Raw genomic sequence first — 18949 nt, 5'->3', positions numbered from 1 at the left:
ACGGTGCGGCGGCTCGCCGCTCGGAGGAGGAGATCATGGATCCGCACCAGGACGACAGGATACGGGACCGCGCCTATGCGCTTTGGGAGGCAGCCGGTTCACCGGAGGGCGACGACCAGCGCTTCTGGCACCAGGCAGAACGGGAACTCGCTGAAGAGGGCGATCTCGACATTTCAGAGGAGCAGAGCAAGGGCGGAAAGCCTGTGGTGCAGGCAGGCTTCGCCGCCCACTGAGATCGCGCTCAGCCGCTTGGATGGCCGGAAACCTCCAGCGCCAGTTCGGCCTCGAAGATGGTGCCGTTCTCGGTGCGGAAGCTGTAAGTGCCGGCCATTTGGGCAACGACGCCCTTGATCAGCCGCATGCCCATGCTTGAGCCAGGGATGTCATCGCCCATGCCCTTGCCGTTGTCGCGCACGATGAGCCTTGCGCGCCCGGTGGCGCCCACTGGCAGCAACGAGACGTCGATCTGTCCCTCGCCGGTGGGGAAAGCGTATTTCAGCGAATTGGTGATGAGTTCGCTGAGCAGCAGCGCCAGCGGTGTGGCGTGGTCCCTGTCCACGATCAGGTGGGCAACGTCGTAGCGGAGTTCGACCGGCGAGCCGTAGGCGCGCACAACCTCTCCCGCAACGGCGGGCACGAAGTCATGCGCGTCGATGTTGGAGTAGTTGTCGTGCTGATAGATGTGCTGGTGCATCGCCGCCATCGCAGCGAGCCGACTCTGCAGGTCCCGCTTGGCCGGATCGGGCATGTTCTGCATGCGCACCAGCGCCTGCACGGACTGCAGATTGTTCTTCACACGGTGGTGGATTTCGCGAAACAGGAGGGTATTGGCTTCGAGTGCCGCCTCCAGATCCCGGCCCCGGCGGGCATCGCGCATGAGCAAGCGGATGATCCAGATGGAGCCGATCACCAGCCCCAGGATGATCGGCGAAACGATCACGAGGACGGCGACAACGGCCCCGTTCAGCTCCGACCAGGCGTGCGCCGACGCGACGGAGGCTAGAGCGACGATATTCGTCCCCTCCACCCGCCAGTAGCTGACAACGCGCGGGACTCCGTCAACGGGCGAGGCGGCGGAGTAGTAGGTTCCGGTGGGCGACGCCGGAAGGTACTCGGTGAAAAGCGGCAGCTCGCTCAGATCCACCAGGCCGTCGGTCGGCGGCAGTCGCGCCATCAGCATGCCGTCGTCGCGGACGAGGCTGATGGTGGATGGCTCCTCCACGCCGAGCGAGCGCCAGACGCTTTCCAGCACTGATACCGGGAAGGAGACCATAATGGCCCCGGCGAAAGCGCCGCCTCGTTCCACACGCTTGCTGAAGACAAAGAGTTGGTCGCCGGTGATGCGGCTCTGAAGCAGGCTTGAGGTGTAGTAGGGCGCTCCCTCTCGAACAGCGATGAAATATTGCCGGTCGGCGATCGATACCGCATCGGCGCCCGGGACGGTCGCGTAAATAGTGCTCCCTGCATCGTCCACTACGTAAACTTCAGCGTTCTCGGGCAGACCTTCCAACGCCAGGGGCAGATTGGCAATGCCGGTGAGATCAGCCTCGAGGGCGACATCGACGCGCAGCAAGGTCTGTTGCGCCACCTGCGCGATCCAGTAGGCGTTGGTGGCCACGATCTGCGCGGCGGCGGCGGAGCGCTGCTCGATGTTGCGACTGGTCTGGCCAACGCCCTGGACCAGAAAATAGCTGAAAATGCCGGCGAATGCGGCCAGAAACAACAGCAGCAGCGTAAGCGCCGCCGGGATCGCCGGCACCTTACCCCAACTCAGCCTTGATCGGTCTGCCAGCCCCGCCTCCCGCTTTTGCGGCACTATAGAGTCGACTCCGGACGACCGCCAGAGGCGGGGGCGTCATGCGCTGCATGCGTTACGGACCGCCGGCTACGGACCCGATCACCGCCATCACCAGTTCATCGAGGCGGATTTCGCCGGACACCCTCAGGTCGTCTTCCGTGCGCTCGACCTTCAGCTTGTTTGGTTTTGCAGCCGCCTGCCTCTCGAGTTCGGCGACAATGGCTTCGCGGACCTGTTGCTCGATCATCACAACCTCCTGTTGCTCATCGAACACCTTGCTGGCGCCGCAGTTCCCGCCGCTCACCATGGCACAGGTCAAAGATTTGGTTCAGCGGGCACCCTCTGGCCCGTCAAGCGTTTCGCTCTCGCAAGACGGAGAATGCAGATGCAAGACAGCCAAAATCAAAGCGGCAAGCCCGAACAACAGGACCGCAGCCCCGCCCGCAACAAGGATCAGCAGCGGCCAAAACAGACCCAAAGCAAAGACGACCTCCCCGGCGCCGACGGCGAACGCTCTGCGGGGGCGAACGAGGATACGTACGACTAGCGGCGGGGAAATGGCGGAGAGGATGGGACAGTCCCGAATCCGAAACTGTGTGAGCGAAATCAGTGACTTAGCAGGCCGTGTTTACGCCGGTGTGTACCACCCATCCGCACTTCAGTCCAGCTGGCATTCTGAGCCTATGGACGAGCTCAGACGGCACGGCGCTCAACGCGATTAGCGACCATGTCGTATTGTGGCGAGAAGATCCGTTCGCTGATGGTTTGCATCTGGCGCAGCGACCAAACCGCTGCGAAGTGACCATCTTGCTCGGAACTGACTAACGACAAGTCAACCAAAGCCGGCCCTCACAAAGGAAAGCCCGTTCTCGAACTCGTTCAAAAACTGCTTCGGCGTTGGTGCCAGGAGGTAGGGATTTGCCCAGCCCACCGCTGCGTAGCTTGGATCGTCGTGTACAGCCCCTTAGACCGATGCGAATCTGGACAGCTTGGGTCAGCCCCTCAAAGCCTTGTGGCAGCTCATCATCGGTGAATTGGCGAGCGTGTGCCGACGCGCACGCACTTCCCGGTCATCGTGCCAATCGGCGGAAAATATCCAGGTCAAATTCGCGGCAGTCATAGGTCTCGGCCAGCACGCGCTAGCCTCGGTAGGACGTCATTCATCTGCTTGCGGGATATTTTCGCATGGCCCACGTCCTTGGCACTGGACCCGAGAACCGCCCCGACACGCCCGTTGATCGTTCAGGGCGTCAGTTCGCCGACGCGGCGTCCAGCCACGGTCCATCCTCCAGCACTCCGAAGACTGGGAGGTCAGCGTTCCAACCAATCGGGGTGAAATCCGATAGCCAATCTGATGCGCGATCGAGGCCCTGAAAGGAAATCTTACTCGGCGCTGATCGCAACAGGTGAGCGGCTCCAAGAGTGCCCGCTGAAGCGCCCACCCATTGGCCCAACTCAAGCGCATCACTGTTCGGTGTCACACCAGCCAGGGCATAGCCCTCTGTCAGAACGAATGTACCGCCCCACGCTCCAGCCGAACTACAGACCGCTGCAGAAGCGGCCATCACGACAGGACCCGCCGGCGATGCAGCCGCAGTACAACCCGCCGTCGCACCGAAGGTGCTTACCCCCACAACCGTTGTGCTCACGGTTACATCACGCCACCAGTCTGGATCGCGCGGAATAGCCGCCAGACTTGCCGCGATCGCTATCCGAGCCGCATCGTACCGTTCGTCCACCTGTAGACTTCGTGCGAATTGATTGAGTTCCTGCAAATGCAACCAAGCAGCGAAATCGTTCCCTGAGAACGCTGCAACATCCAGGGTCAAGGGCACATGCTTCTTGGCCGTACTCCATGCCCCTGTTGCTACGCCGGTCACTTGACCTGCAAACTCCCTGGCCGGAGCCGACATGCCCCGTGCAAGCTCCGCCGCTTCCGCCCCCTTGTTTCTGCTAAACTCGACAGCCGGGCCGATCGCTGCCTCATTCACCTTGCCTGCTGCGTCATTTGCCCATTCGCCAAGGTCGAAGGCCCGCGCTTGCTCTACCTGCCAACCAAGGAAGGCTATGACTATCGCGATAGATCTCAGCACGTTCCCCCCGTAAACGCCCGGCCACCGCCTCGACGAGCATTGCCGCGAAAGATCGTGACTCTTCCCGGAACTGCTGGCAAGCACTTGTGAACAAGCGAAAAAACTGCATCAACTCGCTACATCGCATCCGGTTCAGGCATATGGCAGATGAGGACGTCACGACTCAATTCAGTGGCATTGGGTGTTGGCGCTGCTGCGGTCGCAGGCTTCGGCGCATCCTTTGGCCGTGATCTCTACAAGTCCAGCAAGAGAGCGGCCGGGACTTTGATGCTGTTGGGTGCCTTCTTGGCGTCAATCAGCCTGCCCTATATTGGCGCTCGTAATCTTGCCCGGGGGCGTGCACCTGGCGAGTGGTGGAAGCTGATCATCGATGTTCTCATCATTCCCATTGGCTTTGCTGTAGCCGTTGCCCTTGCATTCATCGCCGGCGTGCTTTTCGGCGACGAAGGGCTAGGTGTCTCAGTGCTGCTCCTACTGGCAGCCAGTGCTGCAGCCACTCTCACTGGTTTGCTCGTGGGCCTCATACAACGTCCCTCGACCAAGAGACGGCATGCCATCGCTGCAAGGAACGAGATGTTCCTCTCCCGGCAAGGCATTCGAGAAACCGGCCAATCCGAGATCACCCATGTGGACGGGGAAGGAAACGCATTGCGCCTCATCGAGCGCAGCAAGGACGCTCTGGTGTTCATGGCCGTCGGCAAGAAGAACAGGCGAGCCTATATTGAGCTATCGTCGGACGGGGAGATGCTGGGCTACACAGGAGTCGTTCCACTTGGCGCATATCGCAGCCTAGGAAGAGCAGCATGAGCTTGCTTAAGGCTGATGTGGTGAGGCCGGTGCTGCTTGCCCTGCTGGGCATAACCCTGTTCTTCTATAACCCCATCGCGAACCAAGCCGTTTCCTACAACACAGCCATCTTCAAGGACGGTGGCGCGCTGTACGCGAGCTTGCGCGCACTGACTTCGGTGATGAGCATCGTTCGAGACGCTGACATCCAAGTGTCGGTGCCAATCACGTCTCTTACCACGTCCCCAGGGCAAGCCCTTGAGCCTGTGATCAACACGCTTGATCGAATGACAAACCTTCTCTTTGCGGTGGTCATCTCATCAGGTGTCTTGACTTACGCCCTCCCGATTGTCGCCGCACTTGGAGGCCTGATACTTGCTGCTGGAGCCATATTGAGATCGATCGTCCTGGTTCTGGGCGATCTCAGGTCGTCCGTCCTAGCGCAAAGCTCGCGCGGCCTCATCATTGTGGGCCTTCTTGCGGCCGTGTGCCTTCCAAGTGTCTACGCCGTAGCCTTCGTGGTTGGCGACTATTACACTGCCCAGGCTTGGGCGGAAGCGAGGGCGATCTTCGAAGAACAGGAAGCTGCCATAGCCGAGCTTGATGTCGGCGGAATCGCTACTCCAGAAATGGGAGCCAGCACAGGCCCTGCCGCAACGGAGGAGATTGCGCCAAGCAGTGGCAATGCGCTTGACTGGGCCAGGGACACCCTCGGAGGAGCAATGGAGAGCTCTGCCGATGCCATTCGGGGAACGATTGAGGCGACAACTGGTCTTGCCAGCGCAATGCGGGAAAAGGTGGCGGCAAGCACATCCGTGGTTACCAACGGCATCGGAATGGCAGGCAGCCTCTTCGATGCCTCAATCAGCATTGCCGTCGCTTATCTCGTGAAGCTGTTTGTGCTCCCTCTCCTCTTGCTCGCAGGTATTTTGATCTTCATCCGCCAGATGCGGCACGACCTAGCAGTTCCGGTGCGGCAGTTCAGTGATGAACATATTCCGCTGCGGGATGCACGCTCTGCGTCAGCAGAAATCTCCCCGGATAACGCGTAATGATCGCGCAGACAAAAAGGCTACTCCCAGCAATTGCCCTCGCCCTCGGCTACTTTGCTTTGATACCGGCCACCAGTGCGCAAGCCGTCCAACTAGAGATGTGCGGCGCTCGACCAAATACAGCCGACAAGACATGCGTTGTGGATGGCGATACCCTTTGGCTCAGAGGCGAGAACATCCGTCTTAGAGACTTCGACACCCCTGAGCCGCAGACGCAGATATGTGGTGGCGCAGCAGAGATTGCATTGGCGCACCAGGCCAGCGCCCGGTTGCTGGAGCTACTGAACAATCATCAATGGACTATCGAGCGTTTTGGGTACGACGGCACTTCCAGCAGACGCCGTCTTGCCACCATCCGCATCGATGGTCGGGACGTGGGCGACATCTTGATCGAAGAAGGACTCGCTCGAGCATGGCCGGACGGCGAGGAGTGGTGGTGCCACTGAGCCGACGCCAATTTACCACCTAAGCTACTACCGCTAGCGGAAATCGCTCCCTGCCACTAGAATTCTGGTGGGGGCAACACATGGCAGACATCGTCAATCAGAAGCTCGCCACCTATGGCGCGTGGACATATCGTGGAGCGTGGCTACTTGAGGTCACGGCCGCACTCATCGGTTTGGCGACGGGGCTGACGCTCGGATACCAGGCATTTTCGGCCAGCGACTCCACCTCAATGGAGCTGATCCTGGCGAGCGCCCCATTCTTCATGGTGGCCTTGGCCGAGCTGACCAAGATTCCAATAGCCACCCTGCTGTTCTCGGTCAGCTGGTGGTGGAAGCCAATCGTGTTGATGTTCCTGGTAGCCCTGGCTGCCATCACCTTCGAAACATCCCGCTGCGGCCGCTCAGACCCGGGCCGCTCTGGCTGCGTTGGTCAATCCACGTACCCGACTCGAGGCCGAGCACCGGGCGGCGTTGGCCGAATTCGACGTCGAATTAGATCAGCTTCAGCGGCAGTTTGATGAACTGGCAGCCGAGGCATCCCCGATGACTGCCGAACAGACCGTTCTGCTGCAGCAGCGCCGGGCCAATCTAGTTTCGCAGCTGGACAGCATCTCCACCAGTTGGTCCGAGCGGCTGGCAGCCGCCCAAGCCCGCCTATCAGAGGCACAGGTGAGTGAGGCAAATGAGGCCAACCTGCTGGCCGGATATCAAACACGTCTTGAAGCAATCAACTCAGAGCTATCGGCATTAGAAGCCGAGCGTATCCCCATGGCGCGGAATGACCAGGTGCGGCGCATCGCCGGTCGCTTCTTCGGACAAAATCCCGAAGATGTCACCGAGGATCAGGCCGGCCTCGTAGCCAATGTATGGTTTGGTTCGTTGGCTATGCTGGCCGCGCTGGCTGGGCCAATGACCGCTATCGTGGCGCTGGCGCTCCAGCGGATTTCTAGCCGTGCCGAAGAGCGCCGCGAGAACAAGCTTAGCCGACTTCTACGTCGTCTGTTGATCACCTGGCGCTGGAAGCGGGTAAGGACAGTCAGTGTCACTGTGCCTGTCGAGGTCATGGTGGAGCGACAGGTGGAGAAACGCGTCGAAGTCCCCGTTGAAACAGTGGTCAAGGAAATCCTCTACGTTCCTCTGCTCACCGATGATCCCGAACTCGTCCAGGCAGCACTGAAGGCAAACCTGCCCCAGGAAGTGACCGACGTCCTTGCCAAGGCAAGCGTTCCCAAAGGAAGGACACGTGCAAGTAAGGCACAACACGTCGCTTCTTGAGGAGGCGATCGCGCACGTACAACGGGTGGCAGCACTTCCTGCTGCCGAAGCCGAAGCCGCCATTCGCGACCGGTCAATGCGTGCCTCAGCGCATCGACGGCTTGCGACTGGAGCAGCTGTGGCTATTGCTGCACTTGGAATCGGCCTGGGTCTCCACTTCGGCCTGATGCGCAACGAAGCGCCTGCGGCCCGTCCAGCAGCAGAAAGCTCGAGCCAGGCTGCTGCAAAGGCGCCGGAACCGCTAAACCGTCCTACACCACCGACGCCACAGGCCACACCGGCCCCCACTACCCCAGCACCTTCCACGCCAGAGCGTAGCAGCTTGTCGCCAGGCTCTGCGGCAACACAGACTCCTCCGGAGCCGCGAACCCCAGTCACTACGAATTTCTCAAAATTCGCCGAACGCGACGTTTCGTTCTTGGGTACAGAATGGACGATCAGCGCTGGACACCATTACAGTACGGAGCTGCAGCAGAATTGGGACAGCGCCTGGTGCTACACCACCAGGCTAATCGAAGGGGTCAATGTCCAGGTTGATCTGGCGACGCGCGGGTCGCAGTACCAGTCGCCTACCGCTCCGGTGGCAACACGCCAGACGCTGACACAGGCGGGGCTCTCGCCTGCTTCGGCACTCGCCCTTGCGAGGCACTGTCCTTGGCTCGACGACAGGGTCTTCGGCGTCGATGAATACGTCTCGCCCACAGGCTTTGAGAACCCCTTCACCAGGGCTCAACAAAGCTTCTCGCCCGATGGGGCAACACTGCGCTTTTCTGGAACGATACAAGCCGATTTTCTGTCGACACTTCAGAACCATCAGTTCGATACCCTGTACGTCGACAGCATCGGTGGCTCCGTTCCCGCAGCGCTAGCTGCCGGCTACTGGCTCCGTCGCGAAGGCAAGACGGTAGTTGCGGAGGGAGAGTGCCTATCTGCCTGCGTCTTCGTTCTCGCCGGAGGAGCAGTGCGTGACAGTCTTCCAGCAGCCCAGATTGGTGTGCATCGGTTCTCATCGGACGGCGCGATGTCGAGCCAGACCGCTCTCGCGGTGGCCCAGGAAACCGCGTCCAGTATTCTGATGTATCTTGAGCGGATGGGCATCGACAGCGAGCTCTTCCACGTAATGTCGCAGACGCCGGCAGAGAGCATGCAGTATCTCGACCGCGCTCGCCTGGAGGCGTGGCGCCTCATCTCCATCACGCCCAGCGATGCTCCCATGGAACCTGCCAGCGCAAATGTGCAGGACTGGTTTGACGGCCTACCCGAAGATCTGCGTGTACAAGTGCAAACCGACCTGCTGCTGCTGGGCTACTATGACGGTTTCGTTGATGGGCGCTTTGGCGATGGTACGCGACGGGCGCTCGAGCGCTATCAACAGGATCAGGGCGCGGGAGCTATTCCAACCCAAGGGGAACTTGAACAACTCGGCGTCTCTGCGGCTACCCGGTTCGAAGAATTTGGGTTTGAACTGGTCTCAGATGATCGAGGACGCAGCGACCTTATGGTCCCACTGAAGCTCCTGCCCCATTCAACAGAGACGCTGCGCGGTCACGCTTACGCAGCGGGCGATCGATCGATGGTACTCGAGACAGTAGCCAAGCCTGTCGCAGAGCAGTCCTTCGAAGACCTGTTTCAAGCCCTGAAGGGGGCCTCTTCTGACCGACGGATTACTTATCAGACCCTCAGGGCTGACAGGTTTGTTCTGGCGGGCCGGGACGCGGAGAAGAGCTTCTACCTGCTGTTTTACAAGACACAGACAGCGAGTGTCGGCTTCTCTTTTTCCTGGGACACCGAACGCTCCAATGTTGGACCCGTACTGGCGACCTACATCGCGTCGCACTTCGCCCCGAATTAGGGCTTAGGCGGGAGCTTGCAGGACATGATCCCTCCACAATCCCACCTGTTCGGCAATCGTCAGTCTCGCTAGTCGTGCCTGCAGTCGATCGCGGCTGCTCTCCGCTGCTGCCAAAAGCTCGTTCGGTCGGAAGCAGAAGCTCGCTGGCAACGCAATGTATTCGGGGTCCAAGGCACAAGCCAAAGACGACGCGGCCCAGACCCTGCGTTCGACGGGCAAATCTAGTAGTGTTCGGCGTTGGGGCATCCATTCTCTAGTCCAGCACAACTTCGCAAATGATCTTTGTGCTACAGCAGTTTGGGTTGTTCAGAAAAGCGCCTCCATCGCTAAATCATGCAAAAATCAGTTCCGGTACGATCGTTTCCCAGGATTCATGATGAAGGTGAGCCCGGTACTCTTCCTTGTTATCGGACCTGCGCCACCGCACGATGGCGCCGATTTCGCCGCGAAGAAAGCTGCGGCCTTCCGGAGGGGACCAACTTTTAGCCATGCGCCCGATCGTTTGCCCCTGCTGATTTCGCAGCATCCACGCGGACCCCTCCCGTAGGACGTAAGCTGCATCCCCCACCCTTGCCTCAGCGATCGCTGCAAGTGAGGGATGACCCGCGGTTAGCCGCCCCGCCCAAGAAAGATCAACGGCCTTAAGATCCGGAACTTGATAAAGCGCGGTCGGAAAAGCGACCTCGTTGCCGGCAACAACAGGCGCAGTTCGGCACAGCACATGCTCGTCGTCAGGCTGGAGAAAGCGGCGCTGCCCATCGGAGATGATTGCCAGGCTGCGTCTCGCTCGCGTCATGGCGACATAGAAAAGCCGCCTCGGTGCGTCTGCGTCCTCACCCTTAGAAGGTTTGTCCCAGCCGCCACTCAAGATGACAACATCATCAAACTCCAGTCCCTTCGCCCGATGCGCCGTCAACAAGAGCAGTGCGCGCTGCTCGCTTCTTGCATCAAGAGCCCATTCGGCGAACCACTCAACGAGGTCCGGCACGGGCATGGTCTTACTTGCAAGCTCTTTCGCCAGCGCCGCGATGCCTTCGGCGACCAGATCCGTCCAGCGGTTGGTCGGTATGGCATTGAGGACATCCACCAGTTCACGGACGCCAAGTAGCCGCGCTGGATCACGACGGATGCCTTCGATGAACTGCTGCATCTCGCGGAGGCGCCATATGTTGGGGAGGCTCTCATTGGCCATCTCAACCGGGATGCCAAGCTCTTCAGCATACGCGCGCACGGAAGTCAGGCGCCGCCAATCTCGCGCAATGATCGCGGCGCGTGACCAACTCCACTCTGGAACTATGTGCGACAGCCGGACGAGTTCATCCACCGCCGCCTTCGCCTGCGCCACGTCGTCGCCTCGGCAGTCCAGCACTTGAACACGTCCTTGGGCGATTGCGTCGAGCGCCACCATCTCGCCACCAGCCAATGTCTTGCGGCGCTTGCGATCGATGGCAATGTCGTGACCCGCCTTCATGCGAGCAGCGGCCGGTGCAATCACCGCATTGGCCGCAGCGATGATATGACCGGTTGAGCGGTAGTTTTCGATCAGGAATTCGGGACGTGCGCGGTAATCGGCCTCGAACCGTCGGATAAAGCTGACCGACGCCCCCGCGAAGGCGTAGATATTCTGGTCGTCGTCGCCGACCGCGAAGAGGCTCAACCGCAGCTCTGGATCGTCCAGGGAACGCCCTGCGACGGCCGAAATCAATGCATATTCCTCAGGACCTATGTCCTGATACTCATCAACCAAAATCCACCGATACCCTTGGGTGAGAGTGTCCCGCTGCGCTTCCGCCTCGTGTCTGCTGAGGCCTTCGCCGTTCAGTTGGCGTACGGCCTCCATGACGATGCCGTCAAAGTCGTGCGCCTCGCTTTCGGCTCCTGCGAAGCTGGCGCCGACCAGTCGCATCGCCAAGGCGTGGCACGTCGATACGGTGACGAAATTTGCATCATCGCCAATGAGGTGTCGCAGCCGAATTCGGATCTCTGCGGCGGCGTGACGGTTGTAGGTCAGAACAAGGATACCGCGCGGATCCTCGCGTCGGACACGGATCAGATAGGCAATGCGATGAACCAGAACCCGCGTTTTGCCGGAACCGGGTCCTGCCAACACAAGAACATTCGTTCTCTCCCGGTCGTCAGCGACTATTCTTTGCTGAACGGGATTATCTAGCGCCTCTACGATGGCTTTCCAGGACGCACCCGTCGTTTGGCGTCCAATCTCATCGCTTCTGCCTGGCATCCAACGGCGCAGGAAAGCGTCGCGTTCCAACACGAAGTAATCTTCCGAAAGCCGCAGCGCGTCCTCCAACTTGGCGATGCCCTTCTCAGCATACTCTGCCATCACATGGGTCTGCAGCGTCTGTTCTCGGTAATGCTCCTCCAAGGGCCCGAAATCCTTGACGGTGAACTGACCACCCGAAGGATTCAGGTGAACCGTCATCGCCTGCCGGAAGACCGTCAGCCCTTTACCCAGCGTAAGCACCTCCTGCTCGTGCAGCCAGAGAAGCGCCCGATCCATCAGCTTAGTCATGTCCTGAATGCCGCTAGCCCGGAGCAAGGCGTCTCCCGTCAAACTGGAGAGCAGATCGCCCATCGTGGTGTCCACCTGAACATCCTTGCCGCGAACGCCTTTGGGCGCCCGATCAAGAAGATGTAGCAACAGGAGCTCGGCGCCCTGCCGCCGCAGATTCGCCGTTTGCTCCAGCGCATTCCAGGATCGCTGCAGCGTTACGATCAAGGTGTTGCGGGATGCTTTGCGCAGCCGCAGATTGCCCTTGCCACCATCTTGGTCGCGCCCGTCTCGCCCCATACTGCGCAGCAGCTTCTCGACTATGTCTGGCCGAACCGTGGTGTGTCCTTTGTTCCGGAGGGACTGACAGACTTCGGCCAGATGCAGCGGAATGCCGCCGGCTCCCTCGGCGTCGGGGGCGGCCTCTCGCATGACCGTAATCAGTGCAGTCTCCAGCTGTGCAGCTTGGGTGAGCCGCTGCTGGGAGTGTCCTTCGACGCCAACGTGGACAAAAGCCGTGACGGCAACGTCGTTCCGGGCGATGCCGAGTGCCTCAAGATCCGCCAGCGCTTTGACCAGCTTGCCGCCAGTCAGTCCGCTAACACCGGCCAACTCATCAGTCGAGACGCCCTGATCCACAGGCGCGTTCATCAAGTGCCGAACAATGCTGAGAAGCTCCTTGCGACTGGTGCTGGTGACCTCGGCTTTAGCCAGGATCAACTCGGCTTCTTGTGTGGTTCGAATTCTCAGCGATGAGGGGAAGACCTGAACGCGGTTTTCTTCGCGGCTCAGTAGCGTGGCCTCCTCCAGCCACGACACTGCCGTTTTTACTCTTGTGTCGTCCGTGGCGCTATCTCGCTCGAATTCATGGTCCCGCTCAGCTCGAATGATCTCGCCTGGCGTGGCCACCACACTGCCAGCCTTCTTCAGGCGGTCATCGAGACGCCGCAAGGCCTTCAGAACAGCGCCAATCTCGTGGCGCGCTAGGCGCGAGCGAGCAGTCAGTGAGAACTGCCTTTCAACGTCCTCCGCAGAGAAGAGCAAGACGCAGCTCGCATCTGCCCGATCGCGGCCCGCGCGGCCCGCCTCCTGCAGGTAGTTCTCCAAAGATCCGGGGATATCGCTATGCACCACGAGCCGAATATCGGGCTTGTCGATCCCCATGCCGAAAGCATTGGTCGCCGCGATGATCCGCAGCTCGCCAATCCGGAAACGCTCCTGGATGTCCCGCTTTTCCTCCGGTGTTAACCCAGCATGGAATCGTTCTGCCGAGAGCCCATGTTGCTTCAGGAAATCGGCGACGCGTTCCGTTTCGCTGCGAGTGGAACAATAGACCACCGCACCCGAAGCGTCGTCACTTGGAAGCTTAGCGTTTATGGCCTCGAGTATGTCGGCGAGCTTGGTGCTTCGCTGGGTAGGCCGAACTTCAAAACTAAGATTGGTTCGTGCCGCACCGCCATTCAGCAGCAGCAGTTCGCTCCCCAAGCGTGACTGAAAATGGTCGCGAATGTCACGAACGACCTCGGGCTTGGCGGTAGCCGTCAGGCAGAGCACTGGGGGCGGCGCCTCATCCCCAGAGGACTCCTTGATGAAGCGACTGATGTAGCGGTAGTCCGGGCGGAAGTCGTGGCCCCACTTGGACACGCAATGCGCCTCGTCCAGGACCCAAAGTCCGATTTCTCGCTGTGCCAGGACCGATCGGACCGAGGTGCTACGCAGTTGCTCGGGAGATATCAGCAGCATCGCCGCTTCGCCCATTCGCACCCGGTCCAGCGCGTCCTGACGCTCCGGCAGAGCGAGCATTCCATTGATCGTTACAGCGGACGATATACCAGCGCGCGCCAAGCCTTGGACCTGATCGGACATCAAAGCTACAAGCGGCGAAATCACCACCGTAAGCGAGCCTGTCTTGTCATACTTAGACAGCGCGGGAATTTGGTAGCACACCGACTTGCCAGTTCCGGTCGGCAGAATCCCGAGGACGCTGGCTCCACGCATCGCCTCATCAACGATCCGTTCTTGCAGTGGTCGCCCCATATCGTCCGCGGGGTGCGCCCGAAAGGCATCGAACCCGAACCAGCGAGTCAGCGCCCGGACCGGGTCATTTTTCTCGACGCACCAGCTACAATCGGGGCGCCGGCAATTAGTGTCGCGCAATTTCCGGACAATTTGGGCTGCCTCACGGAACTGCGCACGCACCCATGGCGGCATAACCGAGTCACCGCCGGCAACTAGGATCCAAGCGAGTGCATAGGACATCGGCCAGCCAAAGCGCGGGCTCTCCACCTGTTCCAGGAGCTCATGCAGCATGTTCCCGCAGGCGCGATCCTGTAGCAGTCTGCGTAGCGATGCTCTGGCTGTAAACGCATCGGGTACAGCGCTCCCCCGGACCGATCGAAACACCGCATCGAAGCCGCCTGAGTTTTCTGCTCTTGTCGTGAGAAAATGGAAGGCTGTGACGGCGTCGGGCTGGTCGATGTACTGCTGTCGCAGCGCGATCAATTGATTGCGCAGCACCTGTATCACCAGGCGTGCATCCATCTCCGGATCGTTGACGTGGCCCGCTTGGAGACGGCCGTCGTGATAGTGCTTGACCAGGTGGTGGTATGGATTGCGAGGGAATGCGAGGGGATTGAGCCACAAAGTGTCGATGGCGAAACGTGAGATTCCCCGCATCTGTGGCCGCAACGCGGTCAGGTGAGGCAAGTCATGCCGAAGGATGTTATGGCCGAGCAGAAACCGAGCTCCTACCAGCTCTGTCTCCAATCGATCCAGAGCCGAGGCGAGGTCACCCTTTCTTGCAACTATCGGCGGACGGCCATCGGCATGCACCGCTGCAAACGCAAATACCGTGGCAGTGGCAGGATCCACTTCAAGATCGACTGAAAGGCAGCGCTGCAGAAGAGCTTCAAGAGGCTCCGTCGTACTGCCCCCCGGGCTCCAGAAAGATTGGGTATCAATGCTCATCTTGAACAGCCAGGGCCAGGAGCGGCGCTCTGATCAGGCTAGGCATAGCGTCACTGTTCCTTTGCTTGGTTCTCAGCCAGCCGGCGCAACTTCTCGGCGGCGTCCTGATGTCTGCGCAGCGGCAAGTCCACCAACATCCTGACGGTCGCGATCTCTTGGAGCAGCGCGGTTATCGCGGCAGTCGAGCTGTCCTGAACAAGGAGTGCGGACACTTCGGCGATGTAGCTGTCATATTCGTCTGTGACTCCGAAACGCCGCACGTTCAGCGGATCCCAGTCTTCCGTGAGGATGGCGCGAACTGCCTCTTGGGAAACCATCTTCAACTGTCCCATGGCTTCACCCCCATAGCTTCCTGAGCATTCGCCGCGGAGCACTTATAGCCGCTGAACTTTTCATCCGTTCACGCTCGTTATGCGCTCCTGAGCTCAACCAGTACTCCGACATGATCCGTGAGACGATCTCCGGCGGCGTTCTCAGGAGACAAGGCTTCCACGGCAGCATGCATCAGTTCAGCGCTATGAAGCACATGATCGATGACCAGCTTGTTCAGCGGAGCGATTGGCCCGCTGCTGGCGAAAGAAAGCTTGGAGCCGGCGGATTTCAGCAGGAGCTCGTGAACCGCGCGTGGTGCACGGGACCGGGGCATTGTCTGATTGAAGTCGCCAACCACGACCCTCGGACCACAGGTAGTTTGGAGCAACACGCTAAGCTCGTTGAGATAGAGCGAGTGGTCCTCCCATACCCTGCGGTCTTTTCGACCAGTGCTAACGTGTGCGGCGCTCCAGGGCACACAAACACCAAAGATTGCCAGAGCGCCGAGTGGAGTATTCGTCTTCCCTGAGACGAACCGGCCAGGCGGAAGCGAACTTGCGGAGGCGGTGTCTACATCGGTCCAGGGTTGCCGACTCCAAAGCAGAACCTTTCTCCTCCCCTCCTTGAGAGGGTATCCATAGTCGGGTTCCGATGAAATCCAATAGCCTCCATCAAGCGCGAAGTCGGTATGCGCTTCCGTAAGACAAACGATATCAGGCTGGTAGGTGAGGATCTTCTCGCGAAGTTGCCTGCCGGCGTCGGAGCCCACCCTCTTCCATTGCAAGTTCCAGTTCAGCAAGCGAAGCGATGGTTGGTCCTCCATTACCGCCCCACTCACAGGTGCGAGGTCTCGGAGAGGTCCATGTGGTTGAGCGACATCTCGGGCCCGTCACCCCGGAAAAACTGCCATAGTCGCACCATGGCAAAGGTGTCGAGCTCACAGTACCGATCCAGTTGTGCCTCGATCTGCTTTTTCCGCTGATCCCCTGTATCCGGGTCGATAGCTTCCAGGTACGCATCCATCGCCATTCCACCGTCTTTGACACCCTCAAGATCGTCATAGCGCAGCGTAGGGGCAACAGCAGTGAGCACCTTCTTGATGCTCCAGCTCCCCTGCTGGCTTGGGTGGTAGCAGCGGGCGCGAGCAATCGGCAGCAGATCTGCAAGCCGTCCGGCCAAGGCTAAGAGCCGTGAGCTCAGATCAGGGAATGTACGGGCCAGATCCACGATGACGCTGCGCTCGAACCCAGCGTTGTAGGCAAAAACAGGACCGCTAGTTCCACATGTCTCGAGCAGTGCTTCCGCTAGCCTTCGAGAGGGATTGGCACCTGACACACAGAGGAAGCCGGTGCGGCGCAATTCACCACTGGCACTCACCACGTGCAGGCTGAACTGAAACGGGATCTTCTGGTAAGGCCGCGTTCCCAACCAGATGGGTACCGGAAAGGCGATGGTCTCAAAGTCGAGGAAGTATGCAGGAAAGCCATACGCCGCGAGGTCAGCGCGCGCGCCTGCAGCATCGAAATACTCGAGCCCCTCAATCGTGCAGCGTTTCACGCGCGCCTGTATTTCGTTCAGCAACTCGTCGGGAACGTCGGCCAGCTCAGGCGCCTCGCCAGAGTCTATAGCCGCCTTCAGGTCCTTGTTTCTGACGCTTGGCAGCCAATCTGCAGGCCTCTCGAGCTTGGGCTCGCCCGCTCTGCAGTGCGCGGCGAAGCCACAATCAAAAGGATCACTACAGTGTCGGCCGGTGGTTTGCGCTGGGGCCTCCTCTTGTGAAAGGATTTCCTCAGCTTGCTTTATCCAATCAGCGACCTCAACCTTTCGGCTCTTTGCTGTGGAGGTGACATCGGTCTCCCGAAAGAGCCCGCGATAGTCGCCCTCCCTTTCATATGTCCAGCTGGAATCAATAGTGGCAATGGAGATCGAGGTTAGTGGAAGACGAGCGGAGTCCGCGACATAAGCCTGAATAGCCGCATCATCCTCATGGTAGGGTTTGACGCTCGTCGCCGACTTGACCTCGACAATCCGCCAGCCAGACGCACCCTCCCCCGAGTCCCGGATCATCACATCCGCAAAGAACATCGCCCCGCCAGCGGCCACTCCAGCTTCAAACAGCGGCACCTCGCTGTCTAGGAGTGACTTGCTTTGGGAGAGCGCCACGTCGATGCCCCCCTCTGCGATGTCTACCAGAATGCCATCGGCACCGGGGTCGTAGACCCGGCGTGCGATTGTTCCCACGGAAGTGCCATTCACTTGGCGCTGCGCTGTGCCGTTGTTCACCTCAGCCAGATGAGGCTGATGCACTTCGAGCCAAAGTCTTTTGGCGCACTGACGGTAAGAGAGAAGCTTGGACTTGGATAGCGCACGCACGTTTCGCCTCGTCAGGGGGCCAATGGAGCTGGCGGGATCATTCCAAACTAACCTTCCGATTTAGTAGCAGTTCGCATCTGCATACCAAAGGCCACCACAGTTTCCACGGCCCCAATGCCCAAGCGAGAGGGGTAAGGTGAGCATTTGCCAGTTGCCTTGCGACTGCACCAACGAAAGCGAGGAACTGGGCTGCGAGCCCCGAACCATATGGAGTGGACCCCGTTTCACCGGACAGGCGGCGGTTGGGTTTAGGCACTGAGGCGCAGGAACTCGCGTGGTGAGCGGTACTTGAGGCCGGAGTGCGGGTGGACCTCACAGTAGTCGTCGATCCATTCAGGCAGCAAGGCCAGGATGGTGTCGGCGTCTGGGAGGATGACGGTTGAGGCGTAGTCCCTCTTCAGGGTTTTGACAAAAGCCTCGGACATGCCATTGCTCTGTGGGCTTCGAACCGGGGTGAAGAGCAGGTCAACGCCCAGTGCCGCGGCCACTTGTGCTGTCTGCCTGGCGACATAGGCGCTGCCGTTGTCGGAGAGCCATTCGAGCCGGTGTGGGACCTTGAGTGTGCGGAAGCGGCGCTCGACAGCCGCGATCATCAGGTCACACACCATCTCGCCAGAGATGCCGGCATTGGCAACGGCCGACCAGGCGATGATCTCGCGATCGCAGGCATCGATGACGAAGACGATGCGAACCACCTCGCCATTGCGGGCATGGATCTCCAGATGATCGGAGCACCACCGGATATTGGAGCGCAGGGCAACAACAACACCATCGTGGGTGCGGGCAGGCCGCAGAGCCGTATGCTTTTGAAGGGTGAGGCCGTTCTGCTGCATGATCCTGAGAACGCGCTTGGCGTTGACCACGGGCTTGCCGTCTTTGCGCCGCTGCCGGTTGAGCAATGCTGTCACGCGGCGATAGCCATAGGTGGGGCGCTGGTCGATGATACGCCTCAGTTCAGCAAGAACGACCACATCATCGGCCTTGCGGTAAGGTCCTCGTGGCTTGGCAGGCTTGCTGGCACGCTCGACCAGGTTGGACCTGCAGACGCCCAGCGTACGGGCAATGGCACTCACTGGGTATCGTCCTCTGGATTGCTCCACGACAGCAAGGGCGAGGTCCGTTTTTTTGGGCGCGCGAGATCAAGGGCTTCCTTGAGGATCTCGGCTTCCATCGTCTTCTTGCCCAGCATGCGCTCGAGATCGCGCACACGCTTCTCCAACTCGCGGACCTGGGAGGCGCCAACAACATCCTCGTCGGCCTGAACCGCCGCGTGGCCGCCTTCGAGCATGCGGCGCTTCCAGGCGAACAGCTGGGACGGGGAAATGCCGGCGCCAACTCGCGAGGAATTTTGTCAGCGACGAAAACCATCCGAATGCGCCCAGAACGCAAGTTCGAATCCACCTGACGCCAAAACTGCTCTTGTTCGAGGTCAGCGAGGAAGGCGGCGAGGCGGCCGGTGAAGGTTTCATCGCGGTCCTGCAATGAT

At 60.0% G+C, this 18949-nt stretch carries 15 protein-coding genes and 1 pseudogene; 8 read left to right on the top strand and 8 right to left on the bottom strand.

Annotated elements, in window-relative coordinates; genetic code table 11:
* The first annotated feature begins 35 nt into the window (after positions 1 to 35).
* On the top strand, positions 36 to 233 hold the full coding sequence (locus tag ACFSX5_RS15940) for a DUF2934 domain-containing protein (protein ID WP_386834777.1): 198 nt from the start codon (positions 36 to 38) through the stop codon (positions 231 to 233).
* 8 nt (positions 234 to 241) lie between these two features.
* On the opposite strand, the gene ACFSX5_RS15935 is transcribed toward ACFSX5_RS15940, so the two are convergent.
* Both ACFSX5_RS15935 and ACFSX5_RS15930 read right to left on the bottom strand, forming a co-directional pair.
* Complete coding sequence (locus ACFSX5_RS15935; RefSeq protein ID WP_386834775.1) at positions 242 to 1816, bottom strand: sensor histidine kinase; 1575 nt, start codon at positions 1814 to 1816, stop codon at positions 242 to 244.
* Between the two features lie 55 nt (positions 1817 to 1871).
* A complete protein-coding gene (locus ACFSX5_RS15930; protein ID WP_386834773.1) occupies positions 1872 to 2045 on the bottom strand; it encodes a hypothetical protein in 174 nt (57 codons plus the stop codon).
* Positions 2046 to 2183: 138 nt separating this feature from the next.
* Between ACFSX5_RS15930 and ACFSX5_RS15925 the strand changes: the two genes are divergently transcribed.
* On the top strand, positions 2184 to 2345 hold the full coding sequence (locus tag ACFSX5_RS15925) for a hypothetical protein (protein ID WP_386834771.1): 162 nt from the start codon (positions 2184 to 2186) through the stop codon (positions 2343 to 2345).
* Between the two features lie 703 nt (positions 2346 to 3048).
* On the opposite strand, the gene ACFSX5_RS15920 is transcribed toward ACFSX5_RS15925, so the two are convergent.
* Positions 3049 to 3891 carry a hypothetical protein gene (locus ACFSX5_RS15920; RefSeq protein WP_386834769.1) on the bottom strand — a complete coding sequence of 281 codons (843 nt, stop codon included), beginning with the start codon at positions 3889 to 3891 and terminating at the stop codon, positions 3049 to 3051.
* 171 nt (positions 3892 to 4062) lie between these two features.
* On the opposite strand from ACFSX5_RS15920, the gene ACFSX5_RS15915 reads away from it, so the two are divergent.
* From ACFSX5_RS15915 to ACFSX5_RS15890, 6 genes are all read left to right on the top strand, one after another.
* The gene (locus ACFSX5_RS15915) at positions 4063 to 4698 is read left to right on the top strand and encodes a hypothetical protein (RefSeq protein ID WP_386834767.1); all 636 of its coding nucleotides are present in this window, start codon (positions 4063 to 4065) and stop codon (positions 4696 to 4698) included.
* Complete coding sequence (locus ACFSX5_RS15910; RefSeq protein ID WP_386834765.1) at positions 4695 to 5729, top strand: hypothetical protein; 1035 nt, start codon at positions 4695 to 4697, stop codon at positions 5727 to 5729. Before ACFSX5_RS15915 ends, ACFSX5_RS15910 begins: the two co-directional genes overlap by 4 nt.
* Positions 5729 to 6175, top strand: coding sequence for a thermonuclease family protein (locus ACFSX5_RS15905; RefSeq protein WP_386834763.1), 447 nt, complete (start codon positions 5729 to 5731; stop codon positions 6173 to 6175). Before ACFSX5_RS15910 ends, ACFSX5_RS15905 begins: the two co-directional genes overlap by 1 nt.
* 80 nt (positions 6176 to 6255) lie before the next feature.
* Positions 6256 to 6693, top strand: coding sequence for a hypothetical protein (locus ACFSX5_RS15900; protein ID WP_386834761.1), 438 nt, complete (start codon positions 6256 to 6258; stop codon positions 6691 to 6693).
* Positions 6647 to 7450: a hypothetical protein gene (locus ACFSX5_RS15895; RefSeq protein ID WP_386834759.1), complete on the top strand. Its 804-nt coding sequence runs from the start codon at positions 6647 to 6649 to the stop codon at positions 7448 to 7450. The genes ACFSX5_RS15900 and ACFSX5_RS15895 overlap by 47 nt, the downstream gene beginning before the upstream one ends.
* Before the next feature lie 418 nt (positions 7451 to 7868).
* Positions 7869 to 9302 carry a peptidoglycan-binding protein gene (locus ACFSX5_RS15890; RefSeq protein ID WP_386834757.1) on the top strand — a complete coding sequence of 478 codons (1434 nt, stop codon included), beginning with the start codon at positions 7869 to 7871 and terminating at the stop codon, positions 9300 to 9302.
* A 331-nt stretch (positions 9303 to 9633) separates the two neighbouring features.
* On the opposite strand, the gene ACFSX5_RS15885 is transcribed toward ACFSX5_RS15890, so the two are convergent.
* From ACFSX5_RS15885 to ACFSX5_RS15865, 5 genes and pseudogenes are all read right to left on the bottom strand, one after another.
* Positions 9634 to 14778, bottom strand: coding sequence for a RecQ family ATP-dependent DNA helicase (locus tag ACFSX5_RS15885; RefSeq protein ID WP_386834755.1), 5145 nt, complete (start codon positions 14776 to 14778; stop codon positions 9634 to 9636).
* A gap of 50 nt (positions 14779 to 14828) precedes the next feature.
* Positions 14829 to 15110 (bottom strand): hypothetical protein, encoded by a 282-nt coding sequence (locus ACFSX5_RS15880; protein WP_386834753.1) that lies wholly within the window; start codon positions 15108 to 15110, stop codon positions 14829 to 14831.
* A gap of 77 nt (positions 15111 to 15187) precedes the next feature.
* Complete coding sequence (locus tag ACFSX5_RS15875; RefSeq protein WP_386834751.1) at positions 15188 to 15913, bottom strand: endonuclease/exonuclease/phosphatase family protein; 726 nt, start codon at positions 15911 to 15913, stop codon at positions 15188 to 15190.
* Positions 15914 to 15924: 11 nt separating this feature from the next.
* Positions 15925 to 17463, bottom strand: coding sequence for a DUF2779 domain-containing protein (locus tag ACFSX5_RS15870; RefSeq protein WP_386834750.1), 1539 nt, complete (start codon positions 17461 to 17463; stop codon positions 15925 to 15927).
* 248 nt (positions 17464 to 17711) lie between these two features.
* A pseudogene (locus ACFSX5_RS15865) lies at positions 17712 to 18790 on the bottom strand (IS3 family transposase); the annotation flags it as partial.
* Between the last annotated feature and the right edge of the window lie 159 nt (positions 18791 to 18949).

It is taken from the genome of Devosia albogilva, assembly GCF_042685625.1.
In the GTDB taxonomy this organism is placed as follows: Bacteria; Pseudomonadota; Alphaproteobacteria; order Rhizobiales; family Devosiaceae; genus Devosia; species Devosia albogilva.
Note: the sequence above shows the minus strand (reverse complement) of the source record. Positions and strands in the feature narration are given on the sequence as shown.